General features: G+C 68.5%; 23 protein-coding genes and 4 pseudogenes. 8 read left to right on the top strand and 19 right to left on the bottom strand.

Features of this window, described 5'->3' with window-relative positions:
• Positions 1-14: 14 nt before the first annotated feature.
• On the bottom strand, positions 15-470 hold the full coding sequence (locus tag ACFY16_RS24475) for a tellurite resistance TerB family protein (protein ID WP_390649308.1): 456 nt from the start codon (positions 468-470) through the stop codon (positions 15-17).
• Between the two features lie 287 nt (positions 471-757).
• Here ACFY16_RS24475 and ACFY16_RS24480 point away from each other — a divergent pair, with 287 nt between their 5' ends.
• The 3 genes from ACFY16_RS24480 to ACFY16_RS24490 all read left to right on the top strand — a co-directional run bounded on the left by ACFY16_RS24480 (position 758) and on the right by ACFY16_RS24490 (position 2015).
• Entirely contained in the window at positions 758-913 is a 156-nt protein-coding gene (locus tag ACFY16_RS24480; RefSeq protein ID WP_390649309.1) for a DUF6131 family protein, read from the top strand.
• Between the two features lie 377 nt (positions 914-1290).
• Positions 1291-1605, top strand: a complete 315-nt coding sequence (locus tag ACFY16_RS24485) for an ArsR/SmtB family transcription factor (RefSeq protein WP_390649310.1) — start codon at positions 1291-1293, stop codon at positions 1603-1605.
• Positions 1602-2015 carry an SRPBCC domain-containing protein gene (locus ACFY16_RS24490; protein ID WP_390649311.1) on the top strand — a complete coding sequence of 138 codons (414 nt, stop codon included), beginning with the start codon at positions 1602-1604 and terminating at the stop codon, positions 2013-2015. The genes ACFY16_RS24485 and ACFY16_RS24490 overlap by 4 nt, the downstream gene beginning before the upstream one ends.
• 93 nt (positions 2016-2108) lie before the next feature.
• Here the strand turns inward: ACFY16_RS24490 and ACFY16_RS24495 are convergent, their stop codons facing one another.
• The 5 genes from ACFY16_RS24495 to ACFY16_RS24515 form a co-directional block, all read right to left on the bottom strand.
• Complete coding sequence (locus ACFY16_RS24495; RefSeq protein WP_390649494.1) at positions 2109-2834, bottom strand: DUF899 domain-containing protein; 726 nt, start codon at positions 2832-2834, stop codon at positions 2109-2111.
• Positions 2835-3048: 214 nt separating this feature from the next.
• Positions 3049-3846, bottom strand: a complete 798-nt coding sequence (locus ACFY16_RS24500) for an SAM-dependent methyltransferase (protein ID WP_390649312.1) — start codon at positions 3844-3846, stop codon at positions 3049-3051.
• 779 nt (positions 3847-4625) lie between these two features.
• Positions 4626-5816, bottom strand: coding sequence for an MFS transporter (locus ACFY16_RS24505; protein WP_390649313.1), 1191 nt, complete (start codon positions 5814-5816; stop codon positions 4626-4628).
• Positions 5817-6020: 204 nt separating this feature from the next.
• A complete protein-coding gene (gene helR, locus ACFY16_RS24510) occupies positions 6021-8189 on the bottom strand; it encodes an RNA polymerase recycling motor ATPase HelR (RefSeq protein ID WP_390649314.1) in 2169 nt (722 codons plus the stop codon).
• 189 nt (positions 8190-8378) lie between these two features.
• Complete coding sequence (locus ACFY16_RS24515; RefSeq protein WP_390649315.1) at positions 8379-9620, bottom strand: glycosyltransferase; 1242 nt, start codon at positions 9618-9620, stop codon at positions 8379-8381.
• Positions 9621-9858: 238 nt separating this feature from the next.
• Between ACFY16_RS24515 and ACFY16_RS24520 the strand changes: the two are divergent.
• Positions 9859-10095: pseudogene (locus ACFY16_RS24520) on the top strand (DUF4262 domain-containing protein); the annotation flags it as partial.
• A 150-nt stretch (positions 10096-10245) separates the two neighbouring features.
• On the opposite strand, the pseudogene ACFY16_RS24525 reads toward ACFY16_RS24520, so the two are convergent.
• From ACFY16_RS24525 to ACFY16_RS24550, 6 genes and pseudogenes are all read right to left on the bottom strand, one after another.
• Positions 10246-10449 (bottom strand): annotated as a pseudogene (locus tag ACFY16_RS24525) (family 43 glycosylhydrolase); the annotation flags it as partial.
• A 375-nt stretch (positions 10450-10824) separates the two neighbouring features.
• Positions 10825-11310, bottom strand: a complete 486-nt coding sequence (locus ACFY16_RS24530) for a MarR family winged helix-turn-helix transcriptional regulator (protein WP_390649316.1) — start codon at positions 11308-11310, stop codon at positions 10825-10827.
• A 93-nt stretch (positions 11311-11403) separates the two neighbouring features.
• Positions 11404-11799: a M23 family metallopeptidase gene (locus ACFY16_RS24535; RefSeq protein WP_390649495.1), complete on the bottom strand. Its 396-nt coding sequence runs from the start codon at positions 11797-11799 to the stop codon at positions 11404-11406.
• Positions 11794-12036: pseudogene (locus tag ACFY16_RS24540) on the bottom strand (peptidoglycan-binding protein); the annotation flags it as partial. The gene ACFY16_RS24535 and the pseudogene ACFY16_RS24540, both read right to left, overlap by 6 nt.
• A gap of 13 nt (positions 12037-12049) precedes the next feature.
• Positions 12050-12505 (bottom strand): transglycosylase SLT domain-containing protein, encoded by a 456-nt coding sequence (locus tag ACFY16_RS24545; protein ID WP_390649496.1) that lies wholly within the window; start codon positions 12503-12505, stop codon positions 12050-12052.
• A gap of 21 nt (positions 12506-12526) precedes the next feature.
• A pseudogene (locus ACFY16_RS24550) lies at positions 12527-12742 on the bottom strand (peptidoglycan-binding protein); the annotation flags it as partial.
• 515 nt (positions 12743-13257) lie between these two features.
• On the opposite strand from ACFY16_RS24550, the gene ACFY16_RS24555 reads away from it, so the two are divergent.
• Complete coding sequence (locus tag ACFY16_RS24555; RefSeq protein ID WP_390649317.1) at positions 13258-14088, top strand: alpha/beta fold hydrolase; 831 nt, start codon at positions 13258-13260, stop codon at positions 14086-14088.
• 26 nt (positions 14089-14114) lie between these two features.
• Here the strand turns inward: ACFY16_RS24555 and ACFY16_RS24560 are convergent, their stop codons facing one another.
• The 7 genes from ACFY16_RS24560 to ACFY16_RS24590 all read right to left on the bottom strand — a co-directional run bounded on the left by ACFY16_RS24560 (position 14115) and on the right by ACFY16_RS24590 (position 20774).
• Positions 14115-14720 (bottom strand): DinB family protein, encoded by a 606-nt coding sequence (locus ACFY16_RS24560; RefSeq protein WP_390649318.1) that lies wholly within the window; start codon positions 14718-14720, stop codon positions 14115-14117.
• Positions 14721-14883: 163 nt separating this feature from the next.
• Complete coding sequence (locus ACFY16_RS24565; RefSeq protein WP_390649319.1) at positions 14884-15228, bottom strand: extradiol dioxygenase; 345 nt, start codon at positions 15226-15228, stop codon at positions 14884-14886.
• A gap of 109 nt (positions 15229-15337) precedes the next feature.
• Positions 15338-15958 carry a TetR/AcrR family transcriptional regulator gene (locus ACFY16_RS24570; RefSeq protein WP_390649320.1) on the bottom strand — a complete coding sequence of 207 codons (621 nt, stop codon included), beginning with the start codon at positions 15956-15958 and terminating at the stop codon, positions 15338-15340.
• 113 nt (positions 15959-16071) lie between these two features.
• Positions 16072-17547: a dihydrolipoyl dehydrogenase family protein gene (locus ACFY16_RS24575; protein WP_390649321.1), complete on the bottom strand. Its 1476-nt coding sequence runs from the start codon at positions 17545-17547 to the stop codon at positions 16072-16074.
• Positions 17544-17924, bottom strand: coding sequence for a hypothetical protein (locus tag ACFY16_RS24580; protein ID WP_390649322.1), 381 nt, complete (start codon positions 17922-17924; stop codon positions 17544-17546). The genes ACFY16_RS24575 and ACFY16_RS24580 overlap by 4 nt, the downstream gene beginning before the upstream one ends.
• Before the next feature lie 181 nt (positions 17925-18105).
• Positions 18106-19398, bottom strand: a complete 1293-nt coding sequence (locus tag ACFY16_RS24585) for a cytochrome P450 (protein WP_390649323.1) — start codon at positions 19396-19398, stop codon at positions 18106-18108.
• Between the two features lie 20 nt (positions 19399-19418).
• A complete protein-coding gene (locus tag ACFY16_RS24590) occupies positions 19419-20774 on the bottom strand; it encodes a glutamine synthetase family protein (RefSeq protein WP_390649324.1) in 1356 nt (451 codons plus the stop codon).
• A gap of 357 nt (positions 20775-21131) precedes the next feature.
• On the opposite strand from ACFY16_RS24590, the gene ACFY16_RS24595 reads away from it, so the two are divergent.
• From ACFY16_RS24595 to ACFY16_RS24605, 3 genes are read left to right on the top strand one after another with little or no spacing between them, the layout of a single operon-like run.
• Positions 21132-21320, top strand: a complete 189-nt coding sequence (locus tag ACFY16_RS24595; RefSeq protein ID WP_138044410.1) for a ferredoxin — start codon at positions 21132-21134, stop codon at positions 21318-21320.
• Positions 21321-21325: 5 nt separating this feature from the next.
• On the top strand, positions 21326-22534 hold the full coding sequence (locus ACFY16_RS24600) for an NAD(P)/FAD-dependent oxidoreductase (protein ID WP_390649325.1): 1209 nt from the start codon (positions 21326-21328) through the stop codon (positions 22532-22534).
• 12 nt (positions 22535-22546) lie between these two features.
• Positions 22547-23359 carry an acetoacetate decarboxylase family protein gene (locus ACFY16_RS24605; RefSeq protein ID WP_390649326.1) on the top strand — a complete coding sequence of 271 codons (813 nt, stop codon included), beginning with the start codon at positions 22547-22549 and terminating at the stop codon, positions 23357-23359.
• Positions 23360-23482: the final 123 nt, after the last annotated feature.

Raw genomic sequence — 23482 nt, forward strand, 5'->3', positions numbered from 1 at the left:
ACCCGGTGGAGCGATCAGAGGTCGAACTCGTGCGGCGGCAGGTCCAGGGTGAAGCACGCCTCGCGCACCACGGCCTGCTCCGTCTTGTCGAAGTTACCGTCCGCCCCGCCGATGACGATGCCGATCTGGATGACGGCACGCGCCTCCGCGGGCTTCTTCTTCGCCTTGGCGATCTCCTGCAACACGCTGACCTTGCCGAAGGCGAAGTCGGCGGTCAGTTTGTTCAGGTTGTCGTCGAAGCGCCGCTGAAGGTCCGTGGCGTCGAAGTTCTGCAGCACCTCGTTGGTGGCGATGAGCTGGGCCACGCGCTGCCGCTCGGCCGGGTCGATGGTGCCGTCCGCCGCCGCGACCAGGGCGCACATCGCCATGCTCGCGTCGCGGAAGGCGCCGCTCTTGAGGTCGTTCTTCTTCGCCACGAGCTGGGTCTGCATCGTCGACGCGGACTCCTTGATGCGGTCCCACAGGGCCATGAGAACTCCAGACGTTCGTCATCAGGGGCCCGCCCGCCCGGGTGGCGGCCGATGCCCCATCGCTATCTACAGCAACGTAGAAACTAGCGACCCGCCGGATAAGTTCCGACCGTTTCCTGGAAGTTCATCGCGACAGCGGAGCCGACCGACGGAGTCTTCGACGGCGACTGGGCTCTTGCGGCGGGACCGCTGCGTCAGACGGCCACGGAAAGACGGCGTAGCGGGCGATGAGTAACTGTTTGTGGGTACACGGTGGGAAAAAGCACTATCCGCAGCGGGAGGCGGTCATGCTCGTCCTCGGCATCATCCTGCTGGTCGTCGGCTTCGTCACCGGCATATCAATCTTGTGGACCATCGGCATCATCCTCACGGTGGTCGGCGCTGTTCTCTGGATCCTGGGCTCTACGGGGCACGCGGTTGCCGGCCACCGGCACTACTGGTGATCGATCCGGCAGTGACTCCGCAATGACTCCGCAGAGGTGTCGTTTCGTCATCACGACCAGGGAGTTCGGCGGGCGGTCCTGGAGCTGGTCGCGGCCGTACGATGGCCAGCCCCTTCGAGGGCGTGCTCACCACCTGGGCAGGGGCCGCGAGCGACTGCTGGAGAAGGTCCTCCGGCCCGTCGGTGAGCGGCCCCCGCGCGTTGCTGCTGTCCCTGTCCGCCGGGTGGCGGCGGACAGGGACCCCGTTTCCTTGTCGACGTGAGCGGCGTCCTGGAAAAGCATGGTGCTCTGGCTCGTCGGCCGGTGCCCCTGAGTGCACGCCGTCTATGCGTCGGAAAAAGTTGACGCGTCGGAGTTCTCCGACCTATTGTTGCGGCATGCCAACCGACGTGTTCGGTGTGCTGGCCAATCCGGTGCGCCGCAAGCTGCTCGAATGCCTGCGCGAAGGTCCGCGGGCCACGGGTGATCTGGCCGGCCTGTTCGAGCTGGGGCGCCCGGCGGTCTCCGAACACCTGGCGGTGTTGCGGTCCGCCGGACTGGTGCGCGAGGAGCCCCGCGGCAGGCACCGTTTCTATCACCTCGAGCCGGAGCGGCTCGCCGAGGTCAGCGAATGGTTGCACCCGTTTGAGCACTACTGGAAGCAGCGACTGCAAACGCTGGCCGACGTACTGGACGAGGAGAACACTCCATGACCGAGCATGCCGCGATCCGTTGCGAGCAGTACCTGCCTCACCCGCCTTCCGCGGTCTGGACCGCACTGACCGACCCCGAACTTCTCGCCCGCTGGTGGGTCCCCGGCGACATCAAGCCGATCGTCGGCCACCGTTTCACCCTCGACATGGGCAACTGGGGCCTGCAGTCCTGCGAGGTGACTGCGGCCGATCCCGAGCGGCTGCTGCGCTACCGGTTCGCAGAAGGGTCGCTGGACACCACGATCACCTGGCGACTGGAGCCGGACGGCACGGGCACCCGCTTGCTGCTCGAACATGCCGGCTTCGACCTCGACTCTCCGATGGGTAAACGCGCCTACGAGGGCATGGGTGAGGGCTGGCCGTACGTCGTCGCTCGGATCGACGAGGTCCTGGCCGACCCCGCTGCCTGACTTCGGACGTCCAAGAGATCGTCGGGCTGTGTCGGCGGGTGACCTCTCGGTCTGGGGTCGAGCGTCTCATCGCTCAGCCGCCGCATGAAGGGCTCAGTCGGGCCGGCTTTGGGTGCCTCGGCGGGTTTGGGCCAACCACTCCGGTGCCGGCTCGGCGTCGTCGTATTCGTCGTGCCAGTTCCACCATTCGTACGGCGGTGTCTGGGGATAGCCCTCGGGAGAGTCCTCCCACGTCTCCTGTCGCCCGAGCGCGGTCATGTCGAGGTAGCTCCAGGTGTTCCCCAATGCCTCGTCGCCGCGGGCGTTGATGAAGTACGTGCGGAACACTCTGTCGCCATCGCGGATGAACGCGTTCGTGCCGTGCCACTCGTCCACACCGAAGTCCGTGTCGAAATCGTCCGTGATCGTGTACCAGGGCATTGTCCAGCCCATCCGTGCTTTCACGCGCTCGATCTCCGGCTGCGGCGCGCGCGAGACGAAGACGAGAGTGGTGTCGCGGGCGTTCAGATGAGCAAGGTGGCCGAGGTGGTCGGCGACCATGGAGCAGCCGCGGCAAGCGTGGTCAGGCCAGCCGAAGACGTCGGGATCGAAGAAGGCGCGGTAGACGATCAGCTGGCGACGGCCCTCGAAGAGGTCAAGCAGACTCGCCTTGCCCTCGGGGCCGTCGAACTCGTACTCCTTCTCCACTGTCAGCCACGGCATCCGTCGACGTTTGGCGGCCAGTGCGTCACGAGCGCGGGTCAACTGCTTCTCGTCCGCAAGGAGTTGCCGGCGTGCGGCCTCCCACTCTTGCAGCGAAACGATCGGAGGTGTCTTCATGGTGATGTTCACCTTCCAGTCCAGTTCAGTCCGAGCCCGCTCGCGGGGGCAGGGGCGTGAGCCTGGTGCTGCTCGGCAGGCCCCCGTATCCAGGGTCGGCCGCCATTGGCGTGGGCGCACGCCGGTACTCAATTAATCGAATGCATAATCGAAATTTTCGACGGGCGGATCTCCGCAACCGCCGCTGACAACGCAGTTCCCCGCCGTTGGTCGTTCAGCCGGTCTTGCGTGCCACGCCGCCGTAGAAGCCGATCTCGCCGGATCGTTCCGGCGGCGGGCTGTCCGGGCGCCAGAAGGGGACCTGGGCCAGGCCGGGTTCGACCAGTTCGAAGCCGTCGAAGAACCGCTCGACCTCGGTGCGGGAGCGCAGGTTCAGGGTGGCGGTGGCCTTGTGGTAGATGGCCTGGGCTTCGCTGCGATCGGCGAAGTCACCCGTGGCGTGCGAGAGCACCAGGAAGCTGCCGGCCGGTAGTGCGTCCCGCAGGGTGGCGACGATCTGCTGGGGATTCTCCGCGTCGGTGAGGAAGTGGAGGATGGCGGCAAGGAGCAGGGCAACCGGCTCGTCGAAGTCGATGACGCGGCGGACGTCGGGATGGTCCACGATGGTCCGCGGGTCGCGCAGGTCAGCGAGCACGATGCTGGTCGCGCCGGAGCCGCTGAGCAGCGCGTCGGCGTGTGCCTTCACGATCGGATCGTTGTCGACGTACGCGACGCGCACGTCCGGCGCCTCCGCGTGAGCGATCTCGTGCACGTTGGGCGAGGTGGGAAGTCCGGTGCCGACGTCGAGGATCTGCCGGACGCCGCTTCTGACGACGTACCGGACTGCACGCTGAAGGAAGGCGCGGTTGGCCCGCAGGCCGATCCGCACCTCGGGCGCCGCAGCGGCGAGTTTCTCGCCGGCCTGGACGTCCACCTCGTAGTTGTCCTTGCCGCCCAGCAGGTAATCGTAGATCCGCGCAGGATGCGGCCTGCTGGTGTCGATCTCCTCGGCACGGAAGCCGTCCTGTCTCACGCTGCGCTCCTCTCGACGACCGCCACGGCTCCCTGCCCGCGAACGGTTGGCGACAGCTTCCCACATCAACTTTCCCGCCCACGCCCGGAGTTCACTTCGGCGACCGGCATCGCACCACGCGGGCGGGATGTGGGTGATCGTGCTGGTGAAGCGGCCAGGCCGCAGCGTCCGGGGACGGGCGCGCTGTCGTGCCGGCGCTCGCCTTCGACGTACGCGGGAACGGCGACGGCACGACCGCCGACGAGACCGTGGCAGGGGTCCGTCAAGGCACCGGCCGAGGAGCACGTCGACGACGGCCGGGCGGAAGCGGAACAGGACATCGACCCGGAAGCCGCGGCGCAGCGCGCGGGAGGCGGACTCGGGCATCGGAGCGGAGAATGTAGGTGCGGGCCTTCGTGCCGTGTTTCCCCCGAGCCGGCGCGGAGGTCCGCCCCCACTGTCCGGCCGCTTCCTCCCGCGCAGGCGCTGCTGTGTGGCCAGGTCCGAGGCGCTCTCGAGATCCGCCCCGTAGTGGACAAGGCGGTGCAGGTTCTGTCGCAGTGGTGCAGGTACCTCGGATGGCGGGGGTGCCTGATCCGGGCGCGGGAGAACAGCGAGGTCGTGGCCGCACACCTCCGAGATTTCCACGCCGTGGGTTGCGTCACTCGCCCTCAGCGTTCGCCTTGCGCGACTCGCTCTTCAGCCACGTGGCCGGGTGTATGAGTCATGGACGCGGCAGCTGCGCTCGGGAGTGGCGTGGCGGGACCCGGCTGTTCTGACCCGGTCGCGCCCGTACGCGCTCACGCCCTCGCCGCTACCGGCCGCCGGACCAGGTAGACGGCCGCGGTCGAGACCAGGACGGCCATGCACGCGATGAACACCAGGCCAGCACCCTCCAGGCCGATCGGCCCCGCCAGTACCCCCACACCGATCACCGGCACCGAGATGCCCGCGTACGCCACCACGAACAGCGTCGAGATCACCGCCGCGCGCTGGTCCGCGGGAGATGCCTCCGCCACCGCGGACAACGCCCCGCGAAACGCCAGCCCCTGTCCGCCCCCACCGACGATCGCACTCAGCACCACCAGCACCAGCAGGTCCCACCGCAGCGCGCCCGCCAGCAGGGCCAGCCCTGTGAGGAGTCCGGCGCAGCCCAGTGGGAGCGATCGCCCCACTCCGACCCGGCCGACGGCCAGCTGTCCGGCGGTCGAGGCGAAGAAGGCCAGCGCGACGATCAGCCCGCTCACCGCGTGGTTGTGCACGTTCAGGGACTGTGCGAGGAACGCAGGGCTGACCGACGTGAACACCCCGAACAATGCGAACCCCACGAATGAGGCGATCGCCGCCGGCCCGAACACCGACCGCACCTGCGTGGGCAGGCTGGGCCGCTGCGGCCGTACGGTGCTCAGCGCCCGCCGCTCCCGTACCGTCTCCGGAAGCCACAGCAGGACGGCGGCCGAGCAGGCCACCAGGGCGAGGTGCACGGCGAACGGCAGGTACAGCGGCCAGGGAGCGACCTGCGCGAGCACCCCGGCGAGCAGCGGGCCGCAGCCCAGCCCGCCCATGTTGGCGGCCGTCGCCACGAACGTGGCTCTGGAGGCGCCGCCGTACGGTGCCAACTCCATCACGTACGCCGTGGCGGCGCCGGTGAACAGACCGGCGGACAGTCCCGACAGCAGCCGCCCCGTATACAGCCAGCCCAGCCCGGTGGCGCACAGGAAACAGACGGCGCTCGCCGCCGCGAATCCCAGACCCCACAGCAGCACCGGACGCCTGCCCACGGCGTCCGAGGCGTTGCCCGCCAGCAGCAGCACGCCGATGACCCCGAAGGCGTACACGGCGTACACGACGGTGACCGTCAGCTCGGAGAACCCGAACTTCTCCTGGTAGAGGCCGTAGAGGGGAGTCGGCAGCGTGGTGCCGGTCATGCACACGGCGAACACCGCCCCGCTGAGCAAACACTGGCGCCACTCTTGGCGATCACCGCCCATGACGCCGACCGTAACCCCGCACGCTGCCGCGGTCCGGCCCGGCGCGCCGCCGGTAGGAGAGGGGGCGAACGTACAACGCGAGAAGCACGAGCGCTGGCCCAGCGACGAGGCCGGCGCTGTTGCTCACCGGGGAGTACGACGTCGGTCTGCCGCCGCGGAACGCCGCCGACTCGGCCGGGAGTGGGCGCGTTCGTCCGGCCGACATCAGGAGCTCGTGAGGATGACGAGTTGCTGGGTCGCTCGGGTCATCGCCACATAGCGGTCGACCGCTCCTTCGATGCCCCCTCCGAAGTCCTCCGGGTCGAGGAGGACGACCAGGTCGAACTCGAGCCCCTTCGACAACTCCGGGGTCAGCGACCGGACGCGGGACGTCGCCCGGAACGTGGGATCGCCGATGACACAGGCGATCCCCTCGGCATGTGCGGCGAGCCAGGTGCCGAGGACCGAGCTCAGATCCGAAGCAGAGCCGTGTACGACGGGGACGCCCCCGCTGCGGATGGAGGTGGGCACGTTGGCGTCCGGGAGCACGGCCCGGATGACCGGCTCGGCTTCCGCCATGACTTCTTCCGGCGTCCGGTAGTTGATGCTCAGGGAGGCCAGGCTGATCCGGTCGAGCCCGATCCGCTCGAGCCGTTCCTGCCACGACTCCGTGAACCCGTGCCTGGCCTGGGCACGGTCCCCGACGATGGTGAAGCTCCGGGACGGGCACCGGAGCAGCAACATCTGCCACTCCGCGTCGGTCAGTTCCTGAGCCTCGTCCACGACGATGTGCGCGAACGGGCCGGCGAGCAGGTCCGGGTCGACGGTGGGCAGTTCGGACTCGTCGACCAGGCTGACCTGGGCGTCCTCGCCGCGCAGCATCGTCACCAGGCCTTCGCCGTCGTCGCCGTCGGCGCCGGAGTCGGCTGCGGCCCCGATCAGGTTGTCGACGACCTGCGCCATCCGCTCGCGCTGGGCGGCGAGGACGGCCTCGTGCCGACGCTTGCGCCGTGTCGCCTCCGGATCGCCGAGCCGCTGCCGTGCCGCGTCCAGGAGCGGCAGGTCGGACACCGTCCAGGCCTGGGCGTCCCCGCGCTGGAGCCTGTGAACCTCGTCGCGGCTGAGCCAGGGAGCGCACATCCGCAGGTAGGCGGGTACCGACCACAAGTCTCCGACGAGGTCGGCCGCTTCGAGCAGCGGCCACGCGCGGTTGAAGGTCGTCAGCAGCTCCCTGTTCTGCAGCAGCGACTTGCGCAGTAGGTCGGCCGAGACGTCGCCGTCGTGCTTGTCCACCAGGATGGTGAGCAGCTCCTCCCAGACCTGGTCGCGCGCCTCGTTGTGCGGAGTACCGGGATCTGCCGCTTCGAACGCCACGGCCCAGTCGTCGGCGCTCAGCCGCAGGTCGGACCAGTGGGTCGTGACCGTCATCCCCTTGGCGGGCGGCTCCTCGTAGAACCTGACGGCCGTCTCGATCGCCTTCACCATGTTCGCGGACGACTTCAGGAGGGCCACGTCAGGGTCGGTCTCGATCGCTGCCGCGGCTCCCTCGGCGACGAGGTCCCGAAGGGTGCAGGTCTGCACTCCCTCCTCTCCGAGGCTGGGGAGGACGTCGGCGACGTAGGCCAGGTAGGGCCGGTGCGGACCGACGAACAACACGCCGCCCCGACGGTGACCGAGGCGGGGGTCGGAATGGAGGAGGTAGGCGGAGCGGTGCAGAGCGACGACGGTCTTCCCCGTACCCGGACCGCCGTCGACGACGAGAGCGCCGCGGGATCCCGCGCGGATGATGGCGTCCTGGTCGGCCTGGATGGTGCCGAGCACGTCTCGCATCCGTGCCGAGCGGTTGCTGCCCAGGCTGGCGATGAAGGCGGACTGGTCGTCGAGCGCGGCGTGCCCGACAATCCCGTCCGAGGTGAACACCTCGTCCCAGTAGTCGCTGATCCGGCCGTTGGTCCAGCGATACCTGCGGCGGCTCGCCAGACCCATCGGGTTGGCGTGGGTGGCTCCGAAGAACGGCTCAGCCGCGGGGGAGCGCCAGTCGAGCAGCAGCCGGCGACCCGCGCTGTCCGTAAGGCCAAGTCGTCCGACGTACACGGGCTCAGGATCGTCCGCGCCGACCATGTGTCCGAGGCACAGGTCGAGACCGAAGCGGCGAAGTGTGCGCAGGCGAGCGGTCAGCCGGTGGATCTCGACGTCCCGGTCCATCGCCTGCCGGCCCGTGCCGCCGGGCGCCTTGAGTTCGGCGTCGAGGCGGTCGGACAGATCGGCGATCGACTGCTCGAGGCACTCCGCGATGGCCGCGAAATGCTGCTCATCGCCGGCGATCAGCGTCGGGTCGGCCTTGGGGGAGAGGTGGTCGGGTAGGTCAAACGCCCGGGTCGTCTGGGGGTTCACAGTAAGCTCCGATCTGTGGTCGCATACGACCATTTCGCGCGGCAAGGCATGTGAACCGGCGTGACGAACCCGGCGGCCAGGACGAGCGAGGCTCCGCCTGACGTGGACCCCGCGGGCCGTTGTCGGTCGGGGTCGCCAGGGTTCGCACGTTCTCGTGTTCTGGGTTCCGGCTCGACGATCCCGCGTGGTTCACGCGGACACGGGCGGCTTTTCTCGGCTGATCTCGTCGAGCAGCAGCTTCGCGGCCACCGTCGCCCCGTCGCTGCGGATCTCGCCGGCAACGGCGGCCGCCCGTGCGCGGGTCTCGGGGGCCAGGGCCGTGCTGAGCGCGGCGGACAGGGACTCGAAGGTCGGAGTCGGACCAGCGTGTGCCGCGCCGATGCCCAGGTCGGCCACCCGGCCGGCCCAGTACGGCTGGTCCGTCGCCTGGGGTACCACCACCTGAGGCGCGCCGGCCCGGGTGGCCGTCGTGGTGGTGCCCGCGCCGCCGTGGTGCACGACGGCGGCCACCCGGCCGAAGAGTGCCTGCTGATTGATCTCACCGACGACGAAGCAGTCGTCCCGGTTGTCGATCAGGGCAAGGTCGGCCCAGCCGCGCCTGACGAGTGCGCGGCGGCCCTGCGCGCGGATCGCCTCGATGGCCACCTGGGCGACGTCCGTCGATGTGTGCATGGGCATGCTGCCGAAGCCCACGTACACCGGTGGTGTGCCGGCGTCCAGGAACGCCACCAACTCGGCCGGGAGCGGTCGTTCGTCCGGCAGGATCCACGCGCCGGTCTGCACCACGTCGAGGTCCGGCGTCTCCTGCCACGGGTCCAGGATCGGGTCCGTCGCCAACCACGGCTGGTCGCCGATGACGTAGTCGCGCACGTTCTCCACCGGGGGCAGGCCGATCGACGCCCGGTTGGTGTTGAGCGCCTCACCGAACAGCGCGTCGATGCTCTGGGCGTCCAGGTCCCACAGCACCCGGTTGTCGGTCACCTCCGGGGGGAACGGCCGACCCGGATACGCCAGAGGCGGGTGGTGCGGCGACGGCAGGGTGAGCTGCTGGAAGGTCACGGACACCGAGCGGATGCCCAGTTTCTCGGCCACCGACCGCGCGCCGGCCGCAGCCGGCATCACGCCGGTCGCCACCAGCGCGTCACATCCCTCGGCCGCCGCGGTCACCGCCTCGAACTGGCCGGCGATCAACTCCGCCGCGCGCCGGGGCAGGTTCGCCGCCGACGGCGGCGCCGCCGCCGCCGTCAGCGCGCGCGCCGACCGGCCGACGGGCACCAGCGGCACACCCACACCGGCCAGCAACTCCGCGAACTCCTCGTCCGGCGGCGCGCACACCCGCACCTCCGCGCCGAGTCCCCGCACCGCCACCGCGAGTCCCACCAGCGGTTCGACGTCCCCGCGCGACCCATACGTCGACAACAACACACGCATTCGCGACTCCCCGTTTTCTGCAGCTTTTGGCCTCGGCCGGAGATTCTGCGGTACGACCCGGGCCTTGCCGCAAGCCCCCCTGTGCGCTATAAGTTAAGAGTGGCGAGGAGTGGATACTCTCCTTGCCTTTCTTTGCGACGGGCGTAGCCTGGCGGCATCGCCGCTTCCCGAGGCACGCGTGCGGTGACAGTGTCGAGCGAGCCGGCCCGGCCCCACCGTCCCGGTCTCTTCCGGTCTCGATGTTCACGACATGCACCGCATGCTCAACACGCTCGGGGACCGAGCCGCAGCCGGCGCGGTACTGGAAGACGGCCAAGAGCACCAGGGAGTCGTCGAAGGCCACCCGGTGGTGCTCGGGGGTGTCGATCTGCGCCGGCACCGGGCGTACTTCGGCCGGGCTGTCGGGTTCTACCGGCGGCCTCCCTTCCCGGTCCTGCGGACTGTGTGGCCTGACGCGGACAACCGCTTTCACTGAGATGAACGGACCGGGCAACGCCATCGGCAGTCACAGCCTCAGCTGTGGCTGAAGCCGGACGTTCACCCCCTCGGGGTGTGGACCGCCGAACCGTGACCCGGATCCGTACCTCACCTCGACCTGGACGCCGTTGCCTGCACGGAGAACAAGTCACTCGCCCGAGGGCGCGGTCAATGGGACGCCGAGCGCCACCGGAGTGCCGAAGTTCGGCGTACCGTCGGCGTTCCAGGTGAACTTCTGCGCTCTGGTGGTGCGGTTCATGTCGCAGCCACCGTCGGCGGAGTTGTTGGCGTGGTAGACCATCCAGTCCTCGGTCCCGTCGGGCGACTTGAAGAAGCCGTTGTGGCCGGGGCCGTCCGGGCGAACCTGAGGAACTGAAGCCCGCGGGGCTCGAGATGGCGTTCAGCTCTGATGTGAACGGCTGCATGACGGGGTTCTCGCCCGCCTGCGTGCTCCTGGAGACGGGCCTTCGCCCGGCTCCGGGAGCGGGTCGTCCTCCGCGATGCCGGGGCCTGCCGCCGACCGGCCCGAGCAGGTGGGCGTGCCGGTCCGCTGAGATTGCAACCGGTGAGGACGACTGGACGCCCGTCGGTGACGAAGCCCTGACCATCGGCTGACGGCGGGGCGGCGTGCAGCGGCGATGGCTGCCGCCTTCGGGGCCGGGTTCGCCGCGAAAGCCGCATGAGGCGCAGCACGCCCACGGGGCAGGCAACCGGCGCGCGGGTGCGCTTACGACTCCCCGTCCGCGGGATGGGCAAACCGGGTCAGCAGGTTCGCCAGCTGCTCGGGCTCGCCGGGCCCGAGTTCGGCAACCAGACGCTCAGCCAGCGGCTCCGCGGCCACATGGGCTGCGTCGAAAAGCTCGAGTCCCTGAGGCGTGATCTCCACTGCCCGCACTCGCCGGTCCCCCGGAACGGTCTTGCGTACGGCCAGCCCCTTGCGCTCCAGGTCGTCCACGACCCGCATGATCCCCGCCTTGTCCGATCCCGTCGCCGCCGCCAAGTCCCGCTGGACAGTGGGCCCGCGGTCGACCAGTACGAGCAGCACGGCAAAATGCCGCAGCTCGATGCCGAGCGGCCGAAACGCCTCCGCCATCACCGCGGCCGCGCGCCAGTGCGCCCGGCGCAGCAGCAAGCCGAGAGCGAAAGGTGAGGTATCCCCGGGGCGGTCGGTCGCACGCGAGGCGGTGGAACTGTGAGGAACATCTGCGGTCATGATGGCACTTTACCAGCCATCGACTCATTCGAAATGATTTCATTTGAAATTAAATGCGGCTCGGCGGGTGCCGGCAGGTTCGGGCCGGGAGTGTTACCAGGTGGGAGGCACGTCAGAGCCGAAGCCCTTACCAGCTGGACGCTTTTCGAAGTGCAGGTGTGGTCCGGTGGCGTTTCCGGTGGCGCCGACGTGGGCGATCGGCTGCCCGGCTCGCACGGAACCACGGGTGACGAGGCGCTTGGAGAGGTGGCAGTAGTAATAGTCGGATCCGCCGGTGGTGAGTACGAGATAGTGGCCGAAACTGCGGTCTTCCCCGGTGCGGACCGAACCGTTCTTTACGGCGACACAGGGCGTGCCTTGTGCGGCAGCGTAGTCTGCGCCCGTGTGGTAGCCCAGGCTCCAGTGCGGCCCCTTCTTGTGATAGGCGGTCGTGATCCCGTGCCCGGGCACGGGCGAGGGGACGTGGCCTTCGCCGGGTGTTTTTGGCACGTGGAGGCGATCCCAGGACTGGCGTCCGGGGATGCCGTCGGCATCGCTTCCCGAGAAGCTGAGCTTGCGCTGCCAGGCCGCAAAGGACTGACGGTCCGCATCGGTCCACTCAGGACCCGGTCCCGTGTGGTAGTGCCCGCATCCTTCCTCGACGAGACGCTTCCCCATCGCACGGACTATCGGACTGCGCTGTCCTATGTGGAAGAAGGCCGCTCCAGGGAACGGCTCAAACCCGGGCATGACTCTCTCCTCAGTAGGGATGCGGGGGTAGGTGTGGATTCGCCTGTTGGACACGCGAGATGTCTCCGTACCTCCCCCAGATATAGTTGATCGCCGCCGCGATATTCGCGACGGGATCATAGATTTGGGTGGAGGTGCCTTCCTGGTGATCAGCGGCGAACGTTCCGGGAATCACCTGTGCGTAACCGCGTGAGCAGTTGAGCTTGGAGCCGTCCGACTGAACAGGTCCCGTTGCATTCTTGTCCCGCACGTTCACCGCGTTGGACCGGAAGGACGACTCTCGCTGTATGAGAGTGAGCAGGCTCGCACCGTTACTGACCCCGGTGACCCAGCCGGGTGGCGCCCCCGTCCTGGCACATGCCTGTTCGGCATAGGTGCGCACGGTGTCCTTGTCGTTCGGGATGCCAGAGTTCCTCGAGAACCGAACCGAGCTCTTCGCGATGCGCCCTGGGTGCCGACAATCCACGTTAAACCCTGCTCTACTCCCGAGCTTTGACAGGGAGGAACAGCCGGGGAATCCGTCAGCGTCCGCGCCGGTGAAGCCCAGCTTGCGCTGCCAGGCGGCGTACGCAGACCTCGTCTCGTCTCCGAAGAATCCTGTGGCTCCTGCCGGAATGCTGAACCCCAGGTCGATCAGGGCAAGTTGAAGGGCCTCTACGTCGTCGTTGTGCTTTCCGAGCCGAACATTGGAAAGGGCAACCATCGCGCCTCCTGTATTCCAGGCTGGAGGCTGATTCGCAGGCAGCTGCCTGAGTGAGCAGAACCTTCCAGGAGGGCGACGCAGGAATCGCCAGTCCACTGCCACGGCCCTGTGTCCCCTGCATCCACCATGCGCCTGTGGAAAGCCTCTCGCAAACGGAGTAACCCAGTCGTCGCCAACGGCGGAGTGAACAGACAGGGTCCCACGTGGGGAAGTGAGTAGGCGCCGAACGCCATTTGACGCCGTGACCGACGACGTACGGTCCACTCGATGACCGGTACGGGTTTCGGTTTTTGAAGCACTCGGCAAGGCCGTCGATCCGTTGGTTGCCAGGAGATGAGTCCAGCCGGACTTGAGCGTATGGTGGCCAGCAATGGATCAAGCCGCAGCCTCCCGTGGGTTCGGCGGCCCGATCCCACTGGGGCCTGCCTGTCTCGCTGCGGCTGAAAGGTTGTCGCGCACCCCCACCGCTTCGGCCATTCACGACCTCTTCGGCCATTCACGCGGAAGGATCAGCAATGAGCACGGTCACCACCAAAGACGGCGCGAGCATCTTCTACAAGGACTGGGGTCCACGCGACGGCCAGCCCATCGTCTTCCATCATGGCTGGCCACTCAGCGCCGACGACTGGGACAATCAGATGTTGTTTTTCCTTGCGCACGGCTATCGGGTGATCGCCCACGATCGACGTGGCCACGGGCGCTCCACCCAGACCGCGACCGGTCATGAGATGGACACTTATGCCGCCGATGTGGCGGCGCTGACCGATGCGCTCGATCTGCAAGGGGCCTTCCACATCGGGCACTCGACCGGCGGCGGCGAGGTCACGCGCTATGTTGCGCGCGCCAAGCCGGGACGGGTCGGGAAGGCGGTGCTTGTCGGCGCGGTGCCGCCGATCATGGTCAAGTCGGCCGCCAATCCCGGCGGCTTGCCGATCGAAGCCTTCGACGAAATGCGTACGGCCCTCACCGCCAATCGCTCGCAGTTCTACATCGACCTGCCGACGGGTCCGTTCTACGGCTTCAACCGGCCCGGCGCGAAAGTGTCGCAGGGCCTGATCGACAACTGGTGGCGGCAGGGGATGATGGGTGCGGCCAACGCCCACTACGAATGCATCAAGGCGTTCTCCGAGACCGACTTCAATGAGGACCTCAAAAAGATCGACGTCCCGGTCCTTGTCGCCCACGGCACCGACGATCAGATCGTGCCGTATCCGGATTCAGCGCCGTTGTCGGCCGAACTCCTGAGACACGGCACCCTGAAGAGCTATGAGGGGCTTCCCCACGGCATGTTGTCGACGCATCCGGACATCCTCAATCCCGACATCCTGGCGTTCTTGCAGGCATAGAGGAGTTCGCGGGTCGGCGCCTTCGTTCAGGAACTGCCGGAGGAGGCTGTGTCGGCTTCCTGAGCCGCACGCTCCAGTCGGTTTCGATGGGTCTCCCACCACGCCGGGTCACCCGGCGCCATGCTGTCGTTGCCCTCGTTCATCCCCACGGCCCCGTCGATGAGTTCCCGAACGATATCGGCGTGTCCGGCATGTCGATGCGTATCAGCGATCACGCGCACCACGGCATGATGCAGCGTCAGCTCGTTTCTGCTGCTCGGCCACCACGGCACCTTGCCGATCGTGTCCAGCGCCAGCGCGTCGATCGTCGCGTCCGCGTGCGCCCACGCGCGCCGGTAAAGCTGCACGATGTCATCGCGTGACTCGTCGGCGGTGACCCACATGTCCGCATTGGGCTCGGCATCGTCTTCGAGCCACGGCAGCGACTCGTCCGACGGCCGTCCGAAGGTGTCGCCGAGGTAGCCCAGCTCCACGCTGGCCACGTGTTTCACCAGGCCGAGCAGGTTGGTGCCGGTCGGCGTCAGCGGGCGGCGGATGTCGTACTCCGAGAGCCCTTCGAGCTTCCACAGCAGGGCATCGCGAGCGGACTGCAGGTAGAAGTGGAGGTCGGTCTTGGGATCCGATGCGGTCATGGGGCCAGTCTGCCGCTCGCGTGATCGTTGTCCACTGCTTTTGCGCATCGTTCGCGCCGTACTTCCTTGCGGAGGAGGCAGGCCACCGTGCGACTCCCTGGTGAACGCTCACCGCCCGACCTTCACTTACGCTCGCTCAGCAACGCTCGCTCGGCTTCGCGGATCAGAGTTCGTGTGCCCTTTTGTGGCGCGGCTCGTACAGTCCGAGCTCGCCACCGCCCGGCAGGCGGATCGCGGTCTTGAGCCCCCACCCGGCGTTGGTGACCGGGGCACACTCGACGCCCTTCGCCGAGAGCTCATCGACCGTAGCTTTGACGTCATCGCACATCAGGAACAACTCGTGTGACGATGCGTCGGCGGGGTGGACTGCGACCTCGGCGGGAGGCAGCTTGAAGATGAGCCAGCCCTCACCGGCATCGATGTGTGGATACCCCAGAACATCCCTGAAGAAGGCGCGATCCGCCTCCGCGTCCTGGCTGTAGAGGATGACGTGCGCGCCGTTGATCATGCCTGAACGGTACCCAACTCCGGGGATGGAGCCTGGGACGTCGAGTCGACGTGTTCCCCTGTGGATGTGCGGTGGCTGTGTGCGGCGGCGACGGCAGGTCTGGGCGGGCTTATGCAGTTACGGAAGCGTCTTCCGGTGTGCGGGCACCGAGGATGGCGAGGCAGTTGCCCCACAGGGGGTTGAGGCGTTGGGTGTCGTTGTACAGCTTGGCGAACAGCACTTGGCCTTCGAGTTGGGCCACGACGGATCGGGCGGCCTCGTGGGTATCGCCGACCGCGACTTCCCCTCGATCCAGGGCTTCCCGGACGACTTCTTCGACCATGTCCACCTGCGCGTCGAAGATCTCCTGCAGGCGTTCACGGATGGCTTCGGTCTGGTTGCTCATCTCCAGGGTCAGGTTGCCGAACATGCACCCTGAGACAGTTCCACAGCTTTGCTGCCCTGCGCGCTGGCCGGCCTCGGTCTCCTCGAACAGCTGCCGCAGTCGCTGAAGCGGCTCTGCGTCGCTGCGCAGGATGCGGGCCCAGTCGCTGCGCTGGATGGCCCAGTGTTCGTCCAGAACAGCCAGGGCCAGCGCTTCCTTGGATTCGAAGAAGTGGTAGAAGCTTCCCTTCGGCACGCCCGCGGCCTTGCAGATCTCGGCGGTACCCAGCGCAGAGTAGCCTCGCAGCTCAAGGAGTGACTCCGCGGCGTTGAGGATCTTCTCCCTGGCGTTGCTGGTGCGTCCCATGGGAGTCAGTATACGACCGATCTACTACTCCGGAAATGGACTGTACCACCGGCGCGAAGGTCGTCTTCGCCCTGGCGAATCAGCAACTGCCCACTGCTCATCCGAGGGACGTTTCACCTCTTGTTGCCCGTACGCCGCTGCGAGCGGAGGGTTTCCAGGAGCCGGAGCCAGATCTCGCTGGCTGTCGGATAGCTGGGGACGACGTGCCACAGCGTGGAGAGAGGAATTCGGCCCACGATCGCTGTGGTCGCCGAGTGCACGAGTTCGGCGATGCCCGCACCGACGAAGGTGGCCCCCACCACGATGTCGTCAGTGCGGTCGACGACAAGTTTGGCGAGGCCTTGATAGTCCGAGCGCATGACGTAGGTTCCGGCCAGTGCGCCGAGGTCGTACTCGACGACTTCCACGTCCATGCCGGCGTCTCGTGCCTGCTGCTCGGTCATTCCGGCGCTGCCGACCTCCGGAGTGGTGAAGACGACTTGGGGCAGCCCGATGTGTCCGGCGGCGGACGAGGGCAGATCAGGGGAGCCTTGTGCGCGTGCGGCGATAACCTCTCCGGCGATACGGGCCTGGTACTTGCCCATGTGCGTCAGCAGTGCGCGGCCGCACACGTCGCCGACGGCGTACAGCCAGCCGCCGTTCACCTCCTGCACGCACTGGTGGTCGTCGACGCGGATGTATCCGCCGGGGCGGAGGCCCAAGGTGTCGAGACCGATGTCCTCGGTGTTCGGGATGCGCCCGGTGGCTACGACGACCTCGTCGGCGACCAGGACCGTGTCGTCGTCGAGTGTCACGCTGATCTCCCCGCCATGGATGTGACCATGCCCGGTGTCACGGGCGTCGGGCCGCTTCACCAGGGAGAGGCTGAGTCGCGGGTACAACTGCACGCCACTGTCCCGTAGCGCCTGGCCGACAAGTGTGCCCGCGAAGGGTTCCTGCCGGGCGAGCAGCCGCTCGCCGCGGTACACGACCGACACCTCGCTCGCACCCAGTCCGCTCAGCCAGGTGGCCGCCTCGCAGGCGACCACGCCGCCGCCCAGGACGATGACCCGACGCGGCACCTCACGCATGGTGGTCACGTCGCGGGACGTCCATGGCAGAGCGGCACGTAGCCCCGGAACGTCCGGCACGGCCGGGCGGGAGCCCGTGTCGATGACTACGGCGTGGTCGGCCGTCATCGTCGTGGTCGAACCGTCCGGGCGGCTCACGACGACGGTGCGCTCGCCCGCCAGCCGTCCGTAACCGCGGACCACGTCGATACCGGTGTTCAGGGCCCAGGATATCTGCGAGCTGTCATCCAGTTGATTGATCACGCGGTCACGTCGGGCGAGGACTTCGGCGGCCTCCAGGTGGGCTGACACTCCTGGCAGATGTGCGGACGCGTCCACGACCTCGACGGGCCGCAGGAGCGCCTTGCTGGGCATGCAGGCCCAGTAGGAGCACTCGCCCCCGAGCAGGCTGTCCTCAACAAGCACCGAAGACAGGGCGGAGAACTGGCTTGCGTATTGAGCCGCGTTCTCGCCGGCAGCGGCACCACCTAGAACGATCACATCCCACGTTGAGCGGTCCGGATCCACGGTCGCGGTCATGCGCGTCCCTCCAATCGCCGGTCAGTGTCCGGTCGAGCCGATGACTCCCCAGGGTCTGCTCTGCCGCGAGGAGGCGCGCATTCCAGAGCGGCCGGTTCGCTGGTCCAGGGGCAGGCGGCGGCACCGGCCTGAAAGCCGTTCCGTGACTTCCTGCGGTTTCCAGCCGTCGATGTCCGAGACCACGACCATGCCGAACCCGGCGGTGTCAGCTGCACCAGGCGGAAGCCGTCACCGGCGGCGAAGTCAGCATCCGGGCGCCACCCCAGTGCCTCGTAGAAACCCTTGGACCGGTCGACATCGGAGACCGGGATGACTACGGCTTCGAGTCTCATCTCCACGATGGAGCCCTCCTGCTGCCTACGGTACTCACTCTGCATGGGCAGGGCTCCCGGTCATGGTTGCCCGGTCAAGACGGGCGAACGAGCCACTGCGCTCGCCGTGCCCCAGGGCGGGCGGGGGTTCAGTTCCCGTGCGGCCTGGGTGCCGCCGGCACCGACCGCGCGACACCGCGTGCTCTCGCCCGGATTCCGGGGCGACGGCACGCGGTGTCGGCTCCCGTCAGGCGAGGGTGACCTCGACCGGCAGCTTCTTGATGCCGTTGACGAAGTTGGAGCGGACGCGCGGTACGTCGCCGGCGAGGCGGATGGAGGCGAGGCGCGGGATCAGCTCCTCGAACATGATCCGGATCTCGGTGCGGGCCAGCAGGTTGCCCAGGCACAGGTGGGGGCTGCCCTTGCCGAAGGTGACGTGGTCGTTGTTCTGCCGGGTGACGTCGAAGTCGTACGGATTACCGAAGACGCTCTCGTCACGGTTGCCGGAGGCGTACCACATGACGACCTTGTCGCCCTCCTTCACCTGCTTGCCACCGAGTTCGACGTCACGCGTCGCGGTGCGACGGAAGTGGTAGACGGGGGAGGCCCAGCGCAGGAACTCCTCGACGGCGGTCGGGATGAGGGAGGGGTCCTCCTGGAGCCTGGCGAGCTGCTCGGGGTGCTGGATGAGGGCGAGCATGGAGTGCGAGATGGTGTGGCGGGTGGTCTCGTTGCCCGCCACCACCAGCAGCAGGAAGTAGTTGTCGAAGTCCTGGGCCGAGAGCGGGACTCCGTCGCGCGGGGTCTCGTTGACGAGCTTGGAGACCAGGTCGGTGCCGGCTCCGCCGCGCCGCTGGCGGGCCAGCTCCCTTCCGTACTCGAAGACTTCGAGCGAGGCGGGGGAGCGGAAGGGCAGGTCGCGGTACTGCTCGCTCTCCGCGCTGTGCAGCAGGACGTCGGCATAGTCCGGGTCGGTGTTGCCGATGATGCGGTTGCCCCAGTCGATGAGCTGCTGGTTGTCCTCCGGCGGTACGTCGAGGAGGCGGGCCAGCACGTTGATGGGGAAGTCGGCGGAGACGTCGGCGACGAAGTCGAAGGTGCCCTTGGCGAGGGCGGCGTCGAGTGTCCTGGCCGTCAGGCCGCGCAGGAAGTCGGTGTACTCGTTGATGACGCCCTGGCCGAACTGGCGCTGGAGCAGACTGCGCATCGCGCGGTGACGGACGCCGTCCAGTTCCAGGATCGAGGCGCGCTTCTTGATCTGGTCGTCGTCGAGCTCTTCGAGGTTGACGAACTTGGTGGAGGTGAAGGTCGCGGCGTCGCGGTCGACGCGGGCGATGTCCGCGTGCCGGGTCACCGCCCAGAAGCCGGAGTTGGGGGCCTCTTCCGGCTGCCAGTGAACCGGGTCCTCGTGGCGCAGGGTGTGGAACATCCGCCAGGGGGTGACCCCGTCGGTGTAGTTGTCGAGGTCGGCGAGGTCGACGTCCTCCAGGGGGAGGGGCTCGTTCGCGGCTTCGGTCACGGCGGGGAGGTGGGTGGTCATGGTGTGCTGTCTCCTAGACGTCACAGGTGGCAGGCGTACTCGGTGAACTCCCAGTCGGTGACGTGCCGTTGGAAGCGTTCGACCTCGTTCCGCTTGTAGGCGAGGAAGGAAGCGGTGAAGGCCTTGCCGAGGATGTCGGCGAGCGCCGTGTCCGCCTCCAGCGCGTCGAGTGCGGCGGGCAGAGTCGGGGGCAGCAGGGCGGCCTTGGCCGTGTCGTAGCCGTAGCCCTCCAGCGGGGCAGGCGGCTCCTCCTTGGCCAGAACACCGAGGAGGGCGGCGGCGATCGTGCCGGCGATCACCAGATAGGGGTTGGCGCTGGCGTCCCCGAGGCGCAGCTCGAGGCGGGCACCGGAGCCGCGCTCGGGCGGGATGCGGACCATGGCACTGCGGTTGTCGAGACCCCAGTCGATGAGCCAGGGCGCGAGGGTGTCGGGCCCGAAGCGCTTGTAGGAGTTCACGGTCGGGTTGAGCAGCGCGGCGAGGGCGGGCGCATGGGCGAGGACGCCCGCGACGGCGTGGCGCCCGGTGTCGGAGAGGCCGTACGGCGCCGAGGGATCGTCGAAGGCGTTGCGGCCCTCCTTGTCCTGGCAGGACAGATGGAGGTGGAAGCCGGAGCCGCCCGCGTCGTTGAAGGGCTTGGCCATGAAGGTGGCGAGCTTGCCCTCGGCCCGGGCCAGCTCCTTGACGGCGGCCTTGAAGCGGAAGGCGCGGTCGGCGGCGTCCATGGCGTCGGAGTGGGTGAGGTTGATCTCGAACTGCGCGCCGTCGAACTCGTGGTTGCCGCTGGTGACGCCGATGCCCAGGTCACGCAGCCGGCGCAGGGTGCGCAGCAGGTGGTTGTCCGGGTCCGCGCGCAGGCCCGCGGTGTAGACGACGCCGGCCGCCTTCGTGTAGCGGCGCCAGCCACTCGGCGACCCGGGGTCGGCCGTACAGAGGAAGTACTCCAGCTCGGGCCCGACCACCGGGCGCAGGCCGTGCTCCTCGCATCGGGCGAGCACGGTACGGAGCAGGTCGCGGGGCGATTCCGGGGCGGGTGCGCCGGTCACCGGATCCGTGACGTCGCCCAGGCAGGACGCGACGCCCGGCTCCCAGGGGAGCGGGGCCAGGGTGTCGAGGTCGGGGCGCACGGAGATGTCGGGCAGGCCCGCGTCCAGGCCGCCCTCGACCGGGACGACGTCACCCTGCGGGCTGGTGTGGTAGGCGGCGCGGCAGAAGGCGAGACCGTGCTCGCAGGCCGCCGGCAGATGATCGAGCAGGACGTCCCGCGCGCGGTCGGTACCGATGAGGTCGGGATAGGTCACGCGGACCACATCGATGCCCTCGGCGGCGAGCCGCTCCAGGTGCTGGCGGAGTTGAGGGGTGTCTTGAGCGCTCACCGATGTCTCCTCGGGCGGACGTGAAGGTGGCGGAGTGAAGACGGCGGCCGGGGTGCCGTGCGGCTGGGAGAGCAGGATCGCGGCCACTCGTTTGAAGTCAAACGGTAAGAACGTGGCCACCTTCCCGCAAGGGGTTGCCGTCAAAAATTTATCCATCTGGATAGCTATTGACCAGGGCCTCGCGGGTTCCTATGTTGTTTGAAGCCAAACGAGTCAGGGTGTTCGGTTCCACCGACCAGTTCGGTTCCACCGACCCCTTTGGCCGGGGCCCGGCCGCAGGACCGCAGTGTTCGCAGGCCGGGCCTCTTCTTCCACCACTCCGCGCTCCGACGCCCCTCACATCCAGGAGGACCGGCCATGAAGGTCGTCGTCGACATGAACAAGTGCCAGGACCACGGACAGTGCGTCTTCGCCGCCCCCGACGTCTTCCAGTTGGACGACAACGGGCGACTGGCCTATGTATCCGACCCCGACGACGCGTTGCGCGACGAGGTCGAGGAGGCTGCGGACGTCTGTCCGCTCCAGGCCATCCGGATCGAGGCCTGACGGCCATGACACGCCGCATCGTCGTCGCGGGCGCCTCCATGGGTGGCCTGCGCGCCGCCGAGCAGCTGCGCGCGGCGCACTGGACGGGGGCGATCACCGTCATCGGGGACGAGCCCCACATGCCGTACAACCGGCCTCCGCTGTCGAAGGAGGTACTGGCGGGCAAGGCTCCGTTCGAGTCCCTGGCCTTCACCCCGAAGGCGAGCGCCGCCGATGTGGAGTGGCGGCTCGGTGCCTCGGTCACCTCGGCCCGGCTGGCCGACCGCGTCGTCGTGCTCGACAGCGGTGAAGAGCTCGCGTTCGACGGCCTGGTCGTGGCCACCGGTATGCGGTCCCGGCGGCTGCGCTGCGAGGGACCGCTCGCCGGGCGGCACACCGTGCGCACCCTCGCCGACGCCCAGGCGCTGCGCGACGAGCTGACCCGGCCCGGTGCCAGGGTCGTGGTGGTCGGCGCCGGGTTCATCGGCTGCGAGGTGGCCGCCACCGCCGTCGGCCTCGGCGTCAGCGAGGTGACCGTCGTCGATCCGCTGCCGCTGCCCATGGTGGGCCCGCTCGGCGAGCTGCTGGGCCGCGCACTGCTCCGGCGTCACGAGGAGCGGGGCGTGCGCTTCGCGCTCGGCACGGGCGTGGCCGGATTCGAGGGCGAGGACCGCGTCACGGGCGTCGTCCTGAGCGACGGAACGGTCCTTCCGGCCGACGTGGTCGTGGAGTCCGTCGGCTCGGTCGCCAACACCGAGTGGCTGGACGGCAACGGCCTCGACCTCACCGACGGCGTCCTCACCGACGGCCGGCTGCGGGTCGGCGGACTGCCGTACGTCGTCGCGGTCGGCGATGTCGCCCGCTTCCCCAACGCCCGCTACGACGGCGTACCCCGACGCGTCGAGCACTGGTCCATTCCCACCGACACCGCGAAGCACGCGGCCAAGAGCCTCGTGGCGCATCTCCTCGGCGTGGAGGCGGACCTCGACCCGTTCGCGCCGCTGCCCACCTTCTGGAGCGACCAGCACGAGTTCCGGCTGCAGTCGTTCGGCGCGCCGGTGCTCGGCAGGGACGACGTACGGGTCCTGGACGGCGACCCGGACGGTGACGTCCTCGTCGGCTACCACGCCGGCGGCCGACTGGTCGGCGTCGTCGCCCTCGGCGGTCACGCGGCCGCCACCGGCGCCGCCCGCTACCGCGCCCAGCTGCTCAAGCAACCCGCCCTCACCGCGTAAGGAACCAACGTCATGGCCAGCGTCCGTGGATACCTCCACCCCAAGACGGCGACCGGCTCGTCGTCCCTGATCCCCGCACCGCCCTGGAAGTACTCCGGTGACCTGCTCACCGTCGAGTACCGCACCGATCCGGCCCGGGTACGTGAACTGCTCCCCGAGCCACTGGAGTTGGCGGACGAGGACCCGGGCGCGGTCGCGCTGATCTGGGCCGACTGGCAGTCCTGCTCCACCGGCGAGGACGAACTGCTGGACCCGGTGCTCTCCCAGTACAAGGAGGCCTTCGCCGTCGTCCGCTGCTCGTACAAGGGGCGGACGTACTCGCGCTGCGTCTACATCTGGGTGGACAAGGACTTCGCCATCGCCCGCGGGCTGCACCAGGGCTACCCGAAGAAGCTCGGGTCCATCCACCAGACGCGTCCGCACCCGTACGGGCCCGCTCCGCGGATCGAGGCGGGCGCGCGGTTCGGTGCCACGTTGGCCGCCGCCGACCGTCGCCTGGCCCAGGCCGTGGTCACGCTGCGGGAGCCTGCGCAGACCAATGGGTTCGTCAACGGACACCCCATGGCGCATCACCGCTGGCTGCCCTCCATCGAGAACGGGAAGGGGCTGGCGCTGGACGAGCTGATCGAGACCGGGGCCGCGTCCTTCGAGGCCGGGCAGCCGTGGGTCGGTGACGCGGAGCTGGAGCTGTTCGAGGCGCCCACGGAGGAGCTGGCCCGGCTGGAGATCCGGGAGCCGATCGCCGCGTACTACCGCCAGGTCGGGGTGGTCTGGGACGGCGGGCGACTGCTGGAGTCCGGTACGTCGGGGGCGGCCGCCGGGTAAGGCCGGTGGGCCCGTGCGGGCCGTCCGCGGCCCGTCGCGCCCATGCGCCGAAGCCGCAGGGAGTCACAGCCCCGCGCCCCTGTCGGGGCGCTCCTCCTCACCCTCGTCCATAGGGAGCTCTCC

The sequence above is a fragment of the Streptomyces sp. NPDC001315 genome, from assembly GCF_042896175.1.
Classification (GTDB): Bacteria; Actinomycetota; Actinomycetes; order Streptomycetales; family Streptomycetaceae; genus Streptomyces.